The organism is Kitasatospora sp. NPDC036755 (genome assembly GCF_040636595.1).
Lineage (GTDB): Bacteria > Actinomycetota > Actinomycetes > Streptomycetales > Streptomycetaceae > Kitasatospora.
The window spans coordinates 1-15,848 of the sequence record NZ_JBEZUT010000202.1 but is presented as its reverse complement, the minus strand read 5'-3'; the positions used below and the strand labels follow the sequence as shown (position 1 = coordinate 15,848).

17 protein-coding genes are annotated in these 15,848 nt (G+C 70.4%); 11 read left to right on the top strand and 6 right to left on the bottom strand.

All coding sequences use genetic code 11. From position 1 onward, the window contains the following. Positions 1-186: 186 nt before the first annotated feature. Positions 187-891, bottom strand: a complete 705-nt coding sequence (locus AB0E96_RS26510; RefSeq protein WP_359827913.1) for a hypothetical protein — start codon at positions 889-891, stop codon at positions 187-189. 57 nt (positions 892-948) lie between these two features. Here AB0E96_RS26510 and AB0E96_RS26505 point away from each other — a divergent pair, with 57 nt between their 5' ends. The 3 genes from AB0E96_RS26505 to AB0E96_RS26495 all read left to right on the top strand — a co-directional run bounded on the left by AB0E96_RS26505 (position 949) and on the right by AB0E96_RS26495 (position 3,110). Continuing rightward, positions 949-1,332 (top strand): PadR family transcriptional regulator, encoded by a 384-nt coding sequence (locus AB0E96_RS26505; RefSeq protein WP_359827911.1) that lies wholly within the window; start codon positions 949-951, stop codon positions 1,330-1,332. Further along, complete coding sequence (locus tag AB0E96_RS26500; RefSeq protein WP_359827910.1) at positions 1,329-2,285, top strand: hypothetical protein; 957 nt, start codon at positions 1,329-1,331, stop codon at positions 2,283-2,285. Before AB0E96_RS26505 ends, AB0E96_RS26500 begins: the two co-directional genes overlap by 4 nt. A gap of 138 nt (positions 2,286-2,423) precedes the next feature. Then, positions 2,424-3,110 carry a copper homeostasis protein CutC gene (locus tag AB0E96_RS26495; protein ID WP_359827908.1) on the top strand — a complete coding sequence of 229 codons (687 nt, stop codon included), beginning with the start codon at positions 2,424-2,426 and terminating at the stop codon, positions 3,108-3,110. 45 nt (positions 3,111-3,155) lie between these two features. Here the strand turns inward: AB0E96_RS26495 and AB0E96_RS26490 are convergent, their stop codons facing one another. Then, complete coding sequence (locus tag AB0E96_RS26490) at positions 3,156-5,207, bottom strand: ATP-binding domain-containing protein (RefSeq protein ID WP_359827906.1); 2,052 nt, start codon at positions 5,205-5,207, stop codon at positions 3,156-3,158. A 336-nt stretch (positions 5,208-5,543) separates the two neighbouring features. Here AB0E96_RS26490 and AB0E96_RS26485 point away from each other — a divergent pair, with 336 nt between their 5' ends. Further along, positions 5,544-5,705, top strand: a complete 162-nt coding sequence (locus AB0E96_RS26485; protein WP_359827904.1) for a hypothetical protein — start codon at positions 5,544-5,546, stop codon at positions 5,703-5,705. A gap of 21 nt (positions 5,706-5,726) precedes the next feature. Here the strand turns inward: AB0E96_RS26485 and AB0E96_RS26480 are convergent, their stop codons facing one another. After that, entirely contained in the window at positions 5,727-7,358 is a 1,632-nt protein-coding gene (locus AB0E96_RS26480; RefSeq protein ID WP_359827903.1) for a DNA repair helicase XPB, read from the bottom strand. A 108-nt stretch (positions 7,359-7,466) separates the two neighbouring features. Here AB0E96_RS26480 and AB0E96_RS26475 point away from each other — a divergent pair, with 108 nt between their 5' ends. Next, on the top strand, positions 7,467-9,026 hold the full coding sequence (locus tag AB0E96_RS26475; protein WP_359827902.1) for a recombinase family protein: 1,560 nt from the start codon (positions 7,467-7,469) through the stop codon (positions 9,024-9,026). A gap of 557 nt (positions 9,027-9,583) precedes the next feature. Then, positions 9,584-10,198, top strand: a complete 615-nt coding sequence (locus AB0E96_RS26470) for an HNH endonuclease (RefSeq protein WP_359827915.1) — start codon at positions 9,584-9,586, stop codon at positions 10,196-10,198. A gap of 481 nt (positions 10,199-10,679) precedes the next feature. Here AB0E96_RS26470 and AB0E96_RS26465 read toward each other — a convergent pair whose 3' ends face one another. Further along, positions 10,680-10,859: a hypothetical protein gene (locus AB0E96_RS26465; protein ID WP_359827900.1), complete on the bottom strand. Its 180-nt coding sequence runs from the start codon at positions 10,857-10,859 to the stop codon at positions 10,680-10,682. Between the two features lie 213 nt (positions 10,860-11,072). Here AB0E96_RS26465 and AB0E96_RS26460 point away from each other — a divergent pair, with 213 nt between their 5' ends. Further along, positions 11,073-11,480, top strand: a complete 408-nt coding sequence (locus AB0E96_RS26460) for an HNH endonuclease signature motif containing protein (protein ID WP_359827898.1) — start codon at positions 11,073-11,075, stop codon at positions 11,478-11,480. Between the two features lie 618 nt (positions 11,481-12,098). Then, on the top strand, positions 12,099-12,686 hold the full coding sequence (locus AB0E96_RS26455; RefSeq protein WP_359827896.1) for a recombinase family protein: 588 nt from the start codon (positions 12,099-12,101) through the stop codon (positions 12,684-12,686). Between the two features lie 339 nt (positions 12,687-13,025). On the opposite strand, the gene AB0E96_RS26450 is transcribed toward AB0E96_RS26455, so the two are convergent. After that, on the bottom strand, positions 13,026-13,220 hold the full coding sequence (locus tag AB0E96_RS26450) for a DUF397 domain-containing protein (RefSeq protein ID WP_359827894.1): 195 nt from the start codon (positions 13,218-13,220) through the stop codon (positions 13,026-13,028). Further along, a complete protein-coding gene (locus AB0E96_RS26445; RefSeq protein ID WP_359827893.1) occupies positions 13,217-14,044 on the bottom strand; it encodes a helix-turn-helix transcriptional regulator in 828 nt (275 codons plus the stop codon). Before AB0E96_RS26445 ends, AB0E96_RS26450 begins: the two co-directional genes overlap by 4 nt. Before the next feature lie 100 nt (positions 14,045-14,144). Between AB0E96_RS26445 and AB0E96_RS26440 the strand changes: the two genes are divergently transcribed. The 3 genes from AB0E96_RS26440 to AB0E96_RS26430 form a co-directional block, all read left to right on the top strand. After that, positions 14,145-14,453: a hypothetical protein gene (locus tag AB0E96_RS26440; protein WP_359827891.1), complete on the top strand. Its 309-nt coding sequence runs from the start codon at positions 14,145-14,147 to the stop codon at positions 14,451-14,453. 705 nt (positions 14,454-15,158) lie between these two features. After that, positions 15,159-15,671 carry an NUDIX hydrolase gene (locus tag AB0E96_RS26435; RefSeq protein ID WP_359827889.1) on the top strand — a complete coding sequence of 171 codons (513 nt, stop codon included), beginning with the start codon at positions 15,159-15,161 and terminating at the stop codon, positions 15,669-15,671. Beyond that, positions 15,668-15,848, top strand: a 181-nt coding sequence (locus tag AB0E96_RS26430) for a hypothetical protein (protein ID WP_359827887.1), incomplete at its 3' end; no start/stop codon positions are given. The genes AB0E96_RS26435 and AB0E96_RS26430, both read left to right, overlap by 4 nt.

The window sequence follows — 15,848 nt, the reverse complement described above, 5'->3', positions numbered from 1 at the left end:
CGAGGCGTCCTGAAGAACAACACCTGGCTCCACAACCGCGCCGCCGCCCTCAACCTCCGCCGCCTCATCAACCTCGGACTCACCCGCACCGGCCGCACCTGGACCATCGCCTCCGCAACCACATAGCACCGGAGGGGCTGTCCCAGCCGAGACAGCCCCTCCAGCAGCAAGATCTTCATCAGACTTCTAGGGGGCGTCCCCGCAGGGCTCGGCCGTGGCCCGGAGGGCGGCGAGTTCGGCCGTCAGGTTGGCGCGGGCCGCCGCCGCGAAGCGGTCGCGGGCGGCGGGGGTGCGGTAGAGCGCGGGCAGGGCGAGCAGGTGGCGCAGGACGGCGGCCCGGCCGGCCGTGAAGTCCGGGGCGGGCACGAAGCCGTACTCCTCCCGGACGGCGGCCGCGTACGCCGCGTACGCCTCGGGGGTGCCGCCGAGGACGGCGAGGTCCGCGTCGCAGAGCACCTCGCCGTCGCGGTCGCCGGGGGCCGGGTCGTGGCCGACGGTGAGCAGCACCAGGCGCTCCACCTCGGCGACCCGCTCGGCGGGCAGCCCGGCGGCGGTCAGCGCGCGGACGGCCAGGGCGGCGCTGCGCTCCTCGTTCTCGGTGCGGTCGGGGCGGTAGACGGCGTCGTGGAACCAGGCGGCGAGGCGGACGGCCTCCGGGTCGGCGGCGTGCCCGGCCAGCTCGTCGACGTGCCGGAGCACCGCGCGCAGGTGTGCGGCGGTGTGGTAGCGGCGCTGCGGCTCCGACCAGCGGCGCAGCAGCTCCCGGCCGTACGGTTCGGGGTCGACGGCGGCCCCGCAGCGGTGCAGCAGGGCGGTCCAGGCGGCGAGCAGGTCCTCGGTGGGCCGGGCGGTGGTGAGCGGGTCGTGCTCGGGGGTCGGCATGGCGACCATTGTGGCGGCCCGGCCGAGCGCTGGACCTATAGGTAGGTTGACGATATATGTAGTCGTATGACGGAACGCTCCATGCAGGAGCCCACACTGCTGCTGCTCACTGCCCTGGCCGACGCGCCGAGACACGGCTACGCGCTCATCCAGGAGATCGCCGCGATCTCCGACGGCCGGGTCAAGATGCGCACCGGCACGCTCTACGGGGCGCTCGACCGGCTGTTGGGCCAGGGACTGATCGAGGTCGCCGCCGAGGAGGTGGTGGACGGTCGCGCCCGGCGCAGCTACGCGCTGACCGGCGCCGGCCGGGACGCGCTGGCCGCCGAGGCGGAGCGGCTGCGGGCGGTCGCCACCGAGGCCGAGCGCCGACTGACGAAGATCCGGTCGATGCTGCCGGGGAGGGCCGGGTCGCAAGGGCGGCCCGCGACGGGGGGAGGACTCTCATGACCATGCCGGCGATAGGTCCCGCGCCCTCGACGGTGCTGCGGGCCGCGCTCCGGCTCTATCCGGAGCGGTACCGCCGCGAGCGCGGCGAGGAACTGACCGAGGTGTTCGCCGACACGACGGCGGCGGGCGGGCGGGCGGCGGTCGCCCGGGAGGTGCTCGGCCTGGCGGTGTACGGGCTGCGGGTGCGGCTCGGGCTGACCGGCGGCTCGGCGGCCGGGCGGCTGCTGGCGCTGATCGCGCCGATGATCGCGGGGGCGCTGGCCGGGACGGCGCTGATGCCCTGGATCCCCGATCCGGGCTGGATCACCTTCCGGCTGACCTGGGACCACTCGCTGCTCACGAAGCTCGAGGTGTTCGTCCCGCCGGTGGGGGCGGTGCTGCTCCTGGTCGCGGCGGCGCTGGGCCGCTGGACGATGGCGCGGGCGGTCACGCTGGCCCTCGGCGTGCTGCCGCTGTACCGGCTGCTGAAGGCCTTCAACTGGCCGGAGATCAGCGCCTGGTGGGTCGGGTTCGTCGGGATCAGCACCGTGCCGTTCCTGCTGGGCGCGCTGCTGCTGGTCGCGGCGCCGACCGACCTGCTGCCGCGGGGCAGCGTCCGGGGTGCCGGGCTGGTGCTCGCCTCGGCGCTCGGGGGCGGTCTGCTGTCGGGGGTCCAGCAGTGGAACAGCACGAGCTTCCCGGTGGAGCGGGAGTGGTTCGTGCTGATGCTGATCGCGCCGGTGCTGCTGGCCCTCACCGCGCTGCGCGGGTGGCTGGTGCCGACCGCGGTGGGCGTGGTGGCGCTCGCGGTGACCGGGACGGGCAGCCTGTTCAACATCTGGCGCGAGTCGGGCGGTGTCACCGGGATGGCCCCGAAGGCCCTCCCCGCGCTGCTGGTGCTGGCCGCGGTGGCGATGGCGGTGCGGTGGTTCGACCACCGGTGGCTGCTCTCGGCGGTGCGCCGGCCGGCCTGACCGCGCGGCCCGGCCCCGCGCGGCGCGGGCGGACGCGCGACACGCGGGCGGACACGCGGTGCGAACGCCTGCGAGCCCCCTCGGCCGGTCGGCCCAGGGGGCTCGCCGGGTTCAGCGGTATGTGGCAGGCTATCTGATATGTCTAGACCAATTTTCGAAGTCATCGCGCTGACGCCCCAGGACGCCCAGGCCGCCGAGTCGGGCGGCGCCGACCGCCTCGAACTGGTCACCGACATGGCCGCCGACGGGCTCACCCCGTCCGTCGAGGACTTCGGCCGGATCCGGGCCGCCGTCGGCATCCCGCTGCGCGTCATGCTGCGGATCCGGGACGGCTTCGCCCCCGGCGGGGTGGACGAGCTGTGCGCCCGGGCGGACGCCCTGCGGGCCGAGGGGGCCGAGGAGTTCGTGTTCGGCTTCCTCGACGCCGACGGCGCCGTCGACCTGGCCGCCACCGCGGCCGTCGCCGAGGCGATCGCCGGCTGCCGCTGGACCTTCCACCGGGCGATCGACCACAGCGCCGACCGGGCCGCCCTGCGCGCCGCCGTCGGCGCGCTGCCCGGCCTGGACACCTTCCTCACCTCCGGCGCGGCCGCCGGGGTGGACGCCGGGCGCGAGGTGCTGTCGGCCGAGCTGGCCCGGGCCGGCGAGCCCGGGTACCGGCAGCGGATCCTGATCGGCGGCGGCCTGCGGGCCGAGCACCTGAAGGAGCTGCGGGCGGAGGGCTTCGACGGCTTCCACGTCGGCGGCGCGGTGCGGGTCGACGGCTGGCGGACGCCGGTGGACGCGGCCAAGGTCGCCGAGTGGCGGGCGCTGATCGACGCCTGACGCCCCGTTCGGAGGGGCCGGTCCGCGGACCGGCCCCTCCGCGCACTACCGCAGCTGCTCCGGCAGCGGTTCGCCGTGCAGCACCGTCAGCCCGGAGACGGCCCGGGTCAGCGCCACGTACAGCCGCCGCAGGCCGGTCCGCTCGTCCGGCTCCCCCGCGACCACCGCGGCCGGCTCGTCCAGCACCACGTAGTCGTACTCCAGGCCCTTGGCCAGCGAGGCCGGGACGAGGGTGAGCCGGGCCTGCGCGCTGGTCTCGGTGCCGGGGGAGAGGTTCGGCAGGCCGGCCTCGGCCAGCGCCTCGGCGAGCCGCGGGACGCGGGCGTCGGCGGCGATCAGTCCGGTCGAGCCCTCGCGCTCCAGCGCCTCCCGGCAGGCCGCCAGGACCGCCTCCGTGGTGTCCCCGCCCTCGACCTGCCGGAGCGTCAGCGAACCGGGCGCCTCACGGACCGAGGAGGCCGGGGCCAGCCCGGGGGCGATCGACGGGAGCAGCCGGGAGGCGTACGCGATGACCTCCTCCGGCACCCGGAAGCCCTTGGTCAGCTCCTCGATGTGCGCCTGCGGCTTGCCCAGGTGGTGCAGCGCCTCCGGCCAGCTCGCCGTCGCCCACGGGGTGGTGCCCTGGGCGAGGTCGCCGAGGACGGTGGCCGAGCCGGTGGTGCAGCGGCGGCCGACCGCGCGGTACTGCATCGGGGAGAGGTCCTGGGCCTCGTCCAGCACCACGTGCCCGAGCGAGGGGGTGCGCTGCACCAGGTCGGTGGCCTCGTCCACCAGGACGGCGTCGGCCTGCGTCCAGCGGGCGGTCTTCACCGAGCGGCCGGGCTTGGGCCACAGCACCGCCCGCTGCTCCTCGGGCGTCAGCACGCCCTCGGCGCACGCGGCCAGGAACTCCGGTTCGGAGAGCAGCCGCAGGACCAGCTTCGCCGGGTCGACGGCCGGCCAGCACTCCTTGACCACGGCCTTGACGGCGGCGTTGCGGGCGACCGCGTCCTGCACCCGGTCGTCCGGGGCCTCGCCGCCCTGCTCCATCTTCAGCAGCACGGTGTGCGCGATGCGCTGCGGCAGGGCCTCCCGGGCGGCGCCGTAGCGGACGTCGCGGTCCTTCAACTCCTCGATGATCTCGACCAGTTCGTACGCCGGCACGCGCCAGCGGCGGGAGCCGCGGACCACCACGCAGGGCTCGGTGGGCAGCGTGATGCCCGACCGCACCGCCCGGCGCAGCACCTCGGCCATCCGGGCGTCGCCCTTCAGCCGGGCCGCCTCCGGATCGTCCTCGCCCTTCACCTCGACGTGCCCGACCAGCTGCTGCACGGTGGCCTGGGCGACGTCCAGCTCGCCGAGGGCCGGGAGCACCTGCTCGATGTAGGAGAGGAAGGCGTTGTTCGGCCCGATCACCAGGGTGCCGGTCCGGGCCAGGCGCTCGCGGTGCGCGTACAGCAGGTACGCGACGCGGTGCAGGCCGACGGCGGTCTTCCCGGTGCCCGGCGCCCCCTGGACGCAGATGGTGCCCGTGACGTCGGCGCGGACGATCTCGTCCTGTTCGGGCTGGATGGTGGCGACGATGTCGCGCATCGGGCCGACGCGGGGCTTCTCGATCTCGGCGGCCAGCAGGGCGGAGGCGGTGTCGTCCTCGCCCGGGTCGCTGAGGTGCTCGTCCTCGTAGGCGGTGAGCTCGCCGCCGGTGTAGCCGAAGCGGCGGCGGCGCTCGACGTCCATCGGCTCGGTGCGGCTGGCCCGGTAGAACGGCTGGGAGACCGGCGCGCGCCAGTCGATCACCATCGGGTCGCCGTCCGCGTCGTGGACGTGCCGGCGGCCGATGTAGAAGCTCTCTCCGCCGCTGCCCTCGCTCAGCTCCTCGCTGATCGCGTGCAGGTAGTCGAGGCGGCCGAAGAAGAGCGGGGTGTGCGAGAGGTCGGCCAGCGCGGCGATCCTGGCCTCGATCTGGTTGTGCAGGACGAGCGCGGTGACCCAGGTGCCGGTCACGTCGCGGATGTCGAGCGACTCGACGTCCGCGCGCATCGCGCGCAGCGCGGCCCGGGACGCGGCCAGGTGGTCGCGTTCGCGCTGGAGGGGGTCGGTGGTGGGGGTGGCGGGCACAGCGAACCTTCCCGGCCGGCCCGGTGGCGGGCGCAGCGGATCGTAGGAGCTCACGGTGGGTACGGCCGACCGGTTGCCGAACGGTCGGTACCTCCCCCGGCTGCCTGCGGGACTTCAGCAGGTACCACGGTTCGGGAGGGGGCAGACGGACGATCCTAGACCCGCCCGCCGCGGGGTTCCAGCCGGGAGGGTCTCAGGGGCCTCCCCTACCCCGGTCCCGGGGTTCCTCCCTCCGGGGTGCCGGGGCCGCCGTACACCGGGAGGACGACCCGCGCACCTGCGGATACGGCCTTTGGAGTGATGCCGTCGGCCGGTCGGGTGCCTACCGTTGAAGACATGAGCACCACGAACCGAACCCCCCGATCCGGCCCGGCCGGCGCCACCGCCGTCCCCGGGCGCCACCGCAACCCGCTGAGCACCGCCGTGCGCAACGTCGGCATCGCCCTGGACACCGCCGCGCGCGTGATCTTCCTCGGGCGCGACGGTGTCCGCTACTGAGCCGACCGGTACCGGAGCGCGCTACAGCACGTCGTCCGCGTCGATGATCCGGTACGCGTAGCCCTGCTCGGCCAGGAAGCGCTGCCGGTGGGCGGCGAAGTCCTGGTCCACGGTGTCCCGGGCGACCACCGAGTAGAAGTGCGCCGCGTGGCCGTCCGCCTTGGGGCGCAGCACCCGGCCGAGGCGCTGGGCCTCCTCCTGGCGGGAGCCGAAGGTCCCGGAGACCTGGATGGCCACGGTGGCCTCGGGCAGGTCGATCGAGAAGTTCGCGACCTTGGAAACCACCAGGACGCTGATCTCCTTGTTCCGGAAGGCGTCGAAGAGCTTCTCGCGCTGGGCGTTGCTGGTCTCGCCCTTGATCACCGGGGCGTCCAGGGCCTCACCGAGCTCGTCCAGCTGGTCGATGTACTGGCCGATGATCAGCGTCTGGTCCTTCTCGTGCTTCTTGACCAGGGCCTCCACCACCCGCCGCTTGGTCGCCGTGGTGGCGCAGAAGCGGTAGCGCTCCTCCGGCTCGGCGGTCGCGTAGGCGAGCCGCTCGGAGTCGGTCAGGGTGACCCGCACCTCGCAGCAGTCGGCGGGCGCGATGTAGCCCTGGGCCTCGATCTCCTTCCACGGCGCGTCGAAGCGCTTGGGGCCGATCAGGCTGAACACGTCGCCCTCGCGGCCGTCCTCGCGCACCAGCGTCGCGGTCAGGCCGAGCCGGCGGCGGGCCTGGAGGTCGGCGGTGAACTTGAACACCGGCGCGGGCAGCAGGTGCACCTCGTCGTAGACCACCAGGCCCCAGTTGCGGGCGTCGAACAGCTCCAGGTGGGCGTAGACGCCCTTCCGCTTGGTCGTCATCACCTGGTAGGTGGCGATGGTGACCGGGCGGATCTCCTTCTTCGTGCCGCTGTACTCGCCGATCTCGTCCTCGGTGAGCGAGGTGCGCTTGACCAGCTCGTGCTTCCACTGGCGGGCCGAGACGGTGTTGGTCACCAGGATCAGCGTGGTCGACTTGGCGTGCGCCATCGCCGCCGCGCCGACCAGCGTCTTGCCGGCGCCGCAGGGCAGCACGACCACGCCCGAGCCGCCGTGCCAGAAGCCCTCGACGGCCTGCGCCTGGTACGGGCGCAGCTGCCAGCCGTCCTCCGCCAGGTCGATCGGGTGCGCCTCGCCGTCCACGTACCCGGCGAAGTCCTCGGCGGGCCAGCCGAGTTTGAGCAGCACCTGCTTGATCTGGCCGCGCTCGGAGGGGTGCACGACGACGGTGTCCGGGTCGACCCGGGCGCCGACCAGCGGGACGATCTTCTTGGAGCGCAGCACCTCCTCCAGCACCGGCCGGTCGGTGGTGGTGAGCACCAGCCCGTGGGTCGGGTGCTTGAGCAGCTGGAGCCGCCCGTACCGGCCCATGGTGTCCGCCACGTCCACCAGCAGCGCGTGCGGCACCGGGTAGCGCGAGTACGTCACCAGGGCGTCCACCACCTGCTCGGCGTCGTGCCCGGCCGCCCGCGCGTTCCACAGCCCGAGCGGCGTCACCCGGTACGTGTGCACGTGCTCGGGCGCCCGCTCCAGCTCGGCGAACGGCGCGATGGCGCGACGGCAGTCGGCGGCCCTGGGGTGGTCGATCTCCAGGAGAAGAGTTTTGTCGCTCTGGACGATCAGGCAGGACACACATACCTCCGCGAATAGGATCGTCTGGTGACAAGTGAAGCACCTGCCACGGCTCGGGCCCTTCCCCGTGCCCGGCGCCGTAAGGGCGTCCCAGCTACCGCGCATGGAATGCGCGCAGCCATCTATGTTCGCCTATCGCGCGACACAGAGGAAAGCACGTCCCCGGAGCGGCAGCGGGCGGCCTGCGAGGCGCTGTGCGAGGCGCGCGGATGGACGGTTGCGACCGTCGAAGAGGACATCGACGTCTCGGGCTTCTCGAAGGGGTTGGAGCGTCCCGGGCTCCAACGGATCTTGACCCGGCTCGCCGAGTTCGACGTCATCGTGTTCTTCAAGATCGACCGGCTCGCGCGGTCGACGGTGGACTTCGCCGAGATCATGAAGCTCTCGGAAGCGCAGGGCGTAGCGCTGGCGTCGGCGACGGAGCCGCTGGACCTCACGTCGTCCATGGGGCGCGCCATGGCGAAGGTGATCGCCGTCTTCGCCGAGTTGGAGTCCGACACGATCGGCATGCGCGTCTCCAGTGCCCATGAGCACCTGCGGCGGGAAGGCCGCTACACCGGGGGCCGGGTGCCGTACGGGTACCGGGTGGTGCCGAACCCCGACGGCGCGGGCAAGGTACTGGAGGTCAACCCCGAGGAAGCCAGGACGATTCACCTGATCGTGGAGCGGGTCCTAGCGAAGGACTCGCTGATGACGATCGCGACGGATCTCAGCAAGTCCAACGTCCCTTCGCCTGGCCATACTTCGCGGCAGACGACGGGGAAGCGCAGCGACTCGAAGCAGTGGTACACGGGTTCCCTCCGGAGCCTGCTCACCAATCCGCAGTTGCTCGGGCAGGTGATCGAGGACGGTAAGCCCATCCTGCGGACGGATGGCCTGCCGCTGGTCAACCGCACACCGATCCTGGACATGGACACCTGGCAGGCCCTTCAGGACGAACTGAGCCGACGTGCCAACCCCCGGGACCGGCGGCGCGAAGGCACGTCGCTGCTGCGCGGAATCGTTCACTGCTCCCTGTGTGGCTTCCGGATGTACACCTACGTTGCCAAGGGGCGGCTTCGGTACCGCTGCATCGGCCGGTTGAAGAAGCGGCAGGGCGGGGAGCACATCGACTGCTACGGCGTAAGCATTGCCGGCGAGGCGATGGAAGAACACGTCGAAGCAACGTTCCTTAAGGCGTTCGGTCAGCTTCCGGTCGTTCGGATGATCGAACAGGCCGGGGAGGACTTCCGGCCGCAGATCAGGCAGGCGAAGGAGGCGCTGAGCGACCTTGAGAAGGACCGGTACGACCGTGGCCTGTTCAAGGGTGAGGACGGTGCCAACCGCTTCGCTGCGCAGTACGTCAAGCTAGAAGAGCGCATCGCCTCATTGGAGGAGAAGCAGCGCCACGCCAAGCCTGCCGGGTTCGTGGCCGTCCCGACGGGACAGACGTACGCGCAGCACTGGAAGGCGGCGGACACGGCGGGAAAGCGAGACATCCTGTTGGATGCAGGTGCGTACGTGGAGGTCTCGCCTGCGAAGAAGAGCGGCCGCACGCTCGACACTTCGCGGTTGGCAGTGTTCCTCGGGGAAGACGGCCAGATTAGGCGTGCAGACGCCGACGGCAAGGATGTTGAGAAGGTAATCCGCGAAATCGCAGCACGAGAAGCGGGAAGCCGGGATCGCTAGCCCCCTCGCGGCGCCGTAGCAGCCCCTGTAGCCCCGTCTGGCCCCTGTCGGTCGGGCGGGGCTTCTTCGTGCCCGTAGACGGCCGCGCAGCCGTTCTGCTTGCACCGGCCTGGCTGTGCCGCTCGCCGGCCTGCGCCTCGGAAATCCGGTGGTGGGTTGTCCAGCGTTCCTGGCAGCGTGTGTGACCTGCGGGATTGCTGTCGGGGGCGCCGGTTAGGGTCACGGGCGACGCCTGCACTTCGGTCACGGTTTCGTCGGGGGTATGACGAAGCGATGTTCGGGGGGTGGGGTCTGCTATGCGCTGCTTTGCTTCTTTGCCCCCGGTCCGCTGTGTGGCCCTGACCCTTGCGGTTGCTGGCCCGCAACGCCCTCGCCGAGACGCTTCATGATCAACATAAACGGAAAGGCGGGTTCGCTTGTCGGCCCTTGATGAGTCACGCGCGACATGCTCCGAGTGTGGGGGTCCACGCCTCCGGCCCGACCGTGCAACGTGCGGTGCGACGTTGTGTGTCGAATCGGCACGGTTGCAGGTTGCTGCTCGCCGTGCGCGTGAGGCGGTGCGTGCTGCTGCGGGTGCTCCACGGTGTCATCGCTGCGATGAGCCGCACGGTCGTGAGGCGTGGGCGCTGTACTGCGTGCGGTGCGCCGAGGAAGTGGACGAATCCCGGCGGGCGGAGCGCCGCAAGCTCTCGGAGCAGAGGCGACAGGCGGGCGCTCAGAAGCCTTGCCAAGGGCCGAAGTGCTCAAAGCCCGTGGGGTTGTCATCAAGCGGCCCTGACCGGCTCTACTGCTCGGATCAGTGTCGTCGCGCTGCTGAGCATGTACGGAAGCGTGCTCGAACCAAGCCCAGCCCGGTGTCGTGCCGCCGCTGCGGCAAACCCGTCGTCCTCAAGTTCCGTGACGGGGTATGCCGCGCCTGTCAGAAGGTGCAGCGCACTGCCGCCCGCCGGGTGACCTTGCAGCGGCGGGTGCGTGAAGCGCATGGGGACGCCGGCTGTTTTCACTGCTTGGCCGCCCTGCCAGAGGGAGGCGTGATCGACCACCTGATCCCCATCTCACGGGGTGGCCTGTCGACGGTTGCGAACATGCGCGTGGTCTGCGTGACATGCAATGCGTCGAAGAAGGATCAACTCATGGACGAATGGAATCCGCCGCTTCTCGCGGCTTGCTGACCCCTGGCCGACAGGGCGTGCCCACTGAGGTTGCCGCGTTGGCTTTGCCGAGTCGATCGGTGCAGCAGCCCAGCGGGTAGGGGTGACGGGGTGACGTTCGAGGGGTCAAATCTAGGTTCTTCTATGACACAACGAGTCTAGAGAAAACCTGAAATCACCCCTTCGAACGTCACCCCCGTCACCCGATGGACCCGGGTGGGAATTCGTCCCCCTCTTCTACTCCCGAGAGAGGGAGCGCAGGACTACCGCGCACCCCACCGACGGGAACCGGCGGTCTGAGTGCCTGCCCCTACAGCAACCCTGCCCGTGCACCACGCACCCGCGTTACCGGGTGGCCGCCGGAGTCGTGCGGCAGGGTGCGGGGGCTGCACCGCCCACGAGTAACCCCGTCCGCCAGGGCGGGCCGAACCGGGGCACAGAGGTGCGGCCCCCATCTGACCAGGACCGCCATGAACGGCACCGACGGCGCGCACGGCGGACGTCAGATTCCGGCGACGCCCTGAATGTCGTCCTCGATGACGAGGATGTGCTCTTCGCCGTTCGGGTCCCCGATGACCTGGACGCCCGGTTCGTCCTTCTCGACCTTGATGCCTTTAGCGGCCTTCTCGGCCTGCTCGGCCTTGAACTTCTCTCCAGCGGCCTTCAGCGAAGGGATCTCCATGGTCTCTCCAACCGAGTCGATTCTTAGGGTGACCTCTCGTCACCGAAAGTAGCCTGCTCAAGAGGTGTTGCATTCAAACACCACGTTGGACAGGACGAATCGCGGAGGCGTTCCGGCGCACGATCAGCACCAAGTCCGCGGCGAGGTGCACGCCGGGCGCGATCACCGGCTGTTCGCCGGTCGCTTCTCCAGCCTACTTTCCTTGGGGGTGCCGTGCGCTGTATCGACTGCCTCTCGCCCCCGACTCACCGAGGGCGCTGCGAGGCCCACCACGCGGCCTACGAAGCCCGTCCCTCGGTCCGTGCCCGCCGCCGGCTGCTCGCCCTGGTGGCACGACGCCACAGCGGCGCGGAGCGCCTTCGACGGCGGGTCGACCGGACGGGCTCCGCGGTGTGCGGGCTGTGCGGCGACGACTTCCCCGCGGCCCTGGTCGACGTCGACCACCGGCAGCCGCTTGCCCTCGGTGGCGAGGACACGGACGACAACGTGTGGTCGCTGTGTCGCGAGTGCCACCGGGGGAAGACCGCACGGGACTTCGGGGTGTTCGCCGTGGGCCCCCGAGTTGCTACTTCCGCGACCACAGGGCCGCGAGGGTGCCGCCGCCTGCTGTGGCTGCGGTGATGAGCCACGCGGGGATGCTCTGGATGGTCAAGTGCAGTCCACCCCACCTAAGTTCGAACTGCGGACGCCTGGCTGGCGGATTCTTCTGAGGCATGCGCATAGGAGAGCACAGGATTCGCGGTTGCGGTGGTGGGGCCCCGCATGAATGATCTGAGCCCTTTGTGAGGACCCCCATGCCGCGAAGACCCCGCCCACCGTGCTCCGTCCCGGGGTGCCCCGAGCTGACGGCCCGTGGTGGTCGCTGTCCGCAGCACCAGCGCGAGGCAGAGCAGCAGCGAGGCAGAGCGCGGCTACGACCGGTGTCGTCCGACAGGGAGCGCGCCGGCCTCCACCGCAGCTTCCGGCGTCTGTGCGAGGCACCCCCCAGGTGGGTACCCCCCCATCGGTCCCGGCCTCGACCGGCAGGGAGCTGACTTTCTGGCATGGCTCATTCAAGTGTTTCGGTGGGCTGTGACACTGGGTGACCCCCAAGCAGTCTCCGACGGCCGTCTCGGAAACGATGGTTTGTGAGACGGTCCGCTGGCAGGGCGCAGCGACCCTGATTCGGTGTTCAAAACCCGTCTCAAAACCTTCTCGGAACCCGTGGTGTTATGAGACGGGTTCTGAGACGATTGAGACATGACGACGACCAAGACCACCGGCCACCTGATCGGCTACGCGCGAGTGTCCACCGACGACCAGGAGGCGCAGCTCCAGCACGACGCGCTGACCGAAGCGGGTTGCGCCCGGATCTTCACCGACAAGGCGTCGGGCAAGAACACGGACCGCCCGGAGCTGTCGGCCGTGCTGGACTACCTTCGCCCCGGGGACACCCTGTGCGTGTGGAAGCTGGACCGCTTCGCCCGTTCGCTGATCGACCTTGTGACGATGGTGGACGCGCTGTCTGCGCGCGGGGTCGGCTTCAAGGTCCTGACGGGCGCGCTGGCGAGCATCGACCCGAACACTCCGGACGGGCGGCTCATGCTCCAGGTGGTCGGCGCGATGGCGGAGTTCGAGCGTTCGTTGATCAAGGACCGGACCCGCGCCGGGCTGGAAGCGGCGAAGGCTCAGGGTCGGACCGGCGGGCGTCCGTCGGTGATCAGTGAGGACAAGCTGACGATAGCCCGTGCCCGCCGCGCCAAGGGGGAGAGCGTGAGCAGCATCGCGAAGGCCCTCGGGATCAGCCGCGCGACCCTGTACCGCCACCTGGACGACCCGGAGTCGTAGCCGCTGCGCCGTACCGCGGGAGGAGCCGTCTGCCCTGCTGTGGGGTGGGCGGCTCTTTGGCGTGTCCGGGGGTTGGGGGAGGGTGCTGAGGAAGTTCCCGGCCTGTGCCCGCCGGCGATCCCGGCCCCAGCATCGCGCGTGCACCCTGGGTGTGATGCCGTTTTCCCGCCCCCGATCTTCAACTCGCCTGTCACGTAGGCGCAGCGGTGTCGGGGCAGCCGGAGAAAGGCGCCCGTTAAGGGGGCTGGAAGGGGCGTCTGCGGGGCGTGAACGTCCCGGGAGCGCGGGAGAGACCCCAACGGGGTGCGCTGGGGCCTCTCGGGGGGTGTCGGGACAGGGTCAGATGGTGCCGAAGTCCCCGGCCTGGACGCCCGCGACGAAGGCGGACCACCCGGCGGGCGAGAACGTCAGCCGGGGGCCGTCAGGGTCCTTGGAGTCACGCACGGGGACTACATCGGGAACGTTGGCGGCCATCTCTACGCATGCGCCGCCGTTGTCGCTGTAACTGGACTTGAACCATGCGGGTTCGGTCACTGGAGTTCCTCTCGTACCTTGCTGATCAGCGCCACGGTTGCGGCCTGCGGTAGCGCTTCCACCTGCAAATGATGGTAGGCCGTGAGCAGCGTCCGGACGGCTTCGGGATCGCGCTCGTACAAGCCCTGCTGGGCAGACTCCGAGTAGGCGGTTACCGAGTGATTCGGTAGCCCCAGGAGGTAGACCGGTAGGTTGAGGCTGCGGGCTGCACCCATGGAGTAGGGCGCGATTTGAAGCGTCACGTGCGGGAGCGCCGCGACGGCGATGAGGTGATCCAGCTGCGCTGCCATCTGGACGGGGCTGCCGATGGGGCGTCGGATGCAGCTCTCGTCCAGGATCGCAAAGAGTCGTGGTGGTGGCTGGCGGGCGAGCAGTCCTTGGCGGCTGGCCAGGATCCTTAGTCGTTCGTCGGCCTGCGTCTGGCCAATCGCACCCCTGCTCAGCGCAGCGGTGACAAGCTCTGCCGCGTACTCCGGCGTCTGGAGCAGACCGGGGATGATTCCGACTTCGAAGCACCTGATCTCAACCGCCTTCGCCTCCTCCACGACGTACTGACCGAAGCCTTGCAGCAGTGCGCTTGCCCGCACATCGAGGAACAGGTTCACGAACTTGGTCCCCGAGTCGAACGCTTGATCAACCTTTCGTGCGAATGGCAAAGTTGGTGGCTTCCGACCGGTTTCCACAGATGAGATATGTCCCGGCGAGTAGCCCGTGCGCTCGGCCAGCCGGTCCTGCGTCATCTTCAACTCCCCACGATGCGACCGAAGTTGGGCACCGAATGACGCCTGCGGAGAGCTGTCTGGCGTGAGCGGCTTGATGTTCAAGCGCCCCCCTTTCTTTCCGATTCGCAACGTTGAAAGCTTTTTGAGACTAGGGGACAGTTGGCGCGCCCGGTAGTCGATGCACTACGGAACGGAGCGCACGTTGACGCACAGCACCGACCTCCCCTCACCGCTCCCCCCTGCCCCGAAATCCACCCCGGAGCCCGACCCGAAGCCAGACAAGGAGTCCGACTACTGCCCGAGGGACGGTGAGGTTCTGACCGTCACCCGACCGGAGCAGAACGTCGGCCCGCCGGACCAGGACGGCTTGGTGGAGTGGCGGTGCCCCCGGGGCCACTTCGGGTACTTCCTGCCGGCGGAGCACCTCGTGAAGCACCCGTACGACGACCGGATTCAGGTGTGCGGCATGAAGCGCCGTACCGACCCGGACGCCGTCTCGGTCGTCGCCTGAGAGCACCGATGACCACGCCCAGGTGACCCCCCCCGACACCTGGACGAACCCCCTGAAGACCCCCGCCCCGAGCGCGCTGTCATGGCCGACTTTGTGCTCGGGACGGGTTCCAACTCCCGCACCCCGCCCGGGGGCTAAGAACCGGGCCGGAAAGGTCGGTTGCGGGAACGGTGGTCTCGTCCGCCCGTGCAACACCAACCCCCGTACGGGCGGGCGGGACCGCCACCTGAAGACCCCCGTCCTGGTTGCTGTCACCGACCATCCAAGGGATCAGTACACACGACCAGGACGGGCTCCAACTCCCGCACCCCGCCAACACCTCAGCCGGTGGCGGACACGCCCGGTGCGGGACCGGTGGCCCCGTCCGTACGCGACCCCCGCTGTGGATGGGCGGGACCACCCCAAGACCAGCACCGACACGACGGACCGAACGTGCCAGTGCCCTCCGTTGTGTCGGGCGCCCCCGGAACGCGTGGCGAACCGGCCGGCGCACGCTGAACGCCCCTTGCCCGCCTGTTCAAACCTCCCGGGCAAGGGGCACCCCTCAACCCCCGGTAGAAGGTCCGTTGATGGTCCGGACCCTGCCGGGCGCACACCGGGCTCGGATCCCGCGTGTGCACGCCGATCCCCCGCCGAATGTTCTGACACCAACGGACGGCCGGGGGATCGGCCGCCTAATACCCCTTGCCTACGACGGGAACTCCCTTGACGCAGACGGACATTCGCCAGCCGGCACGCTGGCTCAGGGCCGAGATGCTGGTCATGAACGAGTACGAGCGGCTACTCATGACCGTGCCCAAGGACCAGCCCGGTCTGTTGCTGCCCGGGGTCTACGTCCGCCAGGGCGAGCAGGTGGCGGACGCCGCGGTGCGCGGACTCGCCGAACAGACCGGTCTGCGCCGGGAGATCACCCATCACCTGGGCGTCGACCAGCACCCGGCCAACCCGGCGACCGGCGACGTCGAAGGGCTGACGATCGTCTGCGACGGCGGCGACGCCTCCCTGTTGGAGATGAAGTTGCTCGCCGAACAGGGCGTTCCGGTCGGCGCGTTCCGCGAGATCAGCGGGCACCGGTGGGTGGGCCTGGGCGAAGTTGCCGACCTTGCCGACCCCTACGTGGTGACGCGCGTCCGGGTCGCCGTGGGCATCCTGAACAGCAAGTTGCGTCAGCCGCTCTTGTACATCGGACAGCCGGCGGAAGGGCGCCACGTCGCATGATGGGCGAGACGTCCGGCGGCGGCTTCAACCCCGAAGGCAAGGCCTGGCGCGCTGAGTACTCGTTCCGAGGGCAGCCCGGTATCCCCGGAGTCGTCTCCGGCTGCTCCGACGTCCACGGGTTCGCTGCCACACACTCGTTCGAACGGCTGGCCGCGCACCTGATTTCGGAAGCGGCGC

What these genes read in the sequence shown, in the direction of transcription:
- AB0E96_RS26510 (WP_359827913.1), bottom strand. Translation starts at nt 891, where the DNA reads ATGGTCGCCATGCCGACCCCCGAGCACGACCCGCTCACCACCGCCCGG.
- AB0E96_RS26505 (WP_359827911.1), top strand. Translation starts at nt 949, where the DNA reads ATGACGGAACGCTCCATGCAGGAGCCCACACTGCTGCTGCTCACTGCC.
- AB0E96_RS26500 (WP_359827910.1), top strand. Translation starts at nt 1,329, where the DNA reads ATGACCATGCCGGCGATAGGTCCCGCGCCCTCGACGGTGCTGCGGGCC.
- AB0E96_RS26495 (WP_359827908.1), top strand. Translation starts at nt 2,424, where the DNA reads ATGTCTAGACCAATTTTCGAAGTCATCGCGCTGACGCCCCAGGACGCC.
- AB0E96_RS26485 (WP_359827904.1), top strand. Translation starts at nt 5,544, where the DNA reads ATGAGCACCACGAACCGAACCCCCCGATCCGGCCCGGCCGGCGCCACC.
- AB0E96_RS26475 (WP_359827902.1), top strand. Translation starts at nt 7,467, where the DNA reads ATGCGCGCAGCCATCTATGTTCGCCTATCGCGCGACACAGAGGAAAGC.
- AB0E96_RS26465 (WP_359827900.1), bottom strand. Translation starts at nt 10,859, where the DNA reads ATGGAGATCCCTTCGCTGAAGGCCGCTGGAGAGAAGTTCAAGGCCGAG.
- AB0E96_RS26455 (WP_359827896.1), top strand. Translation starts at nt 12,099, where the DNA reads ATGACGACGACCAAGACCACCGGCCACCTGATCGGCTACGCGCGAGTG.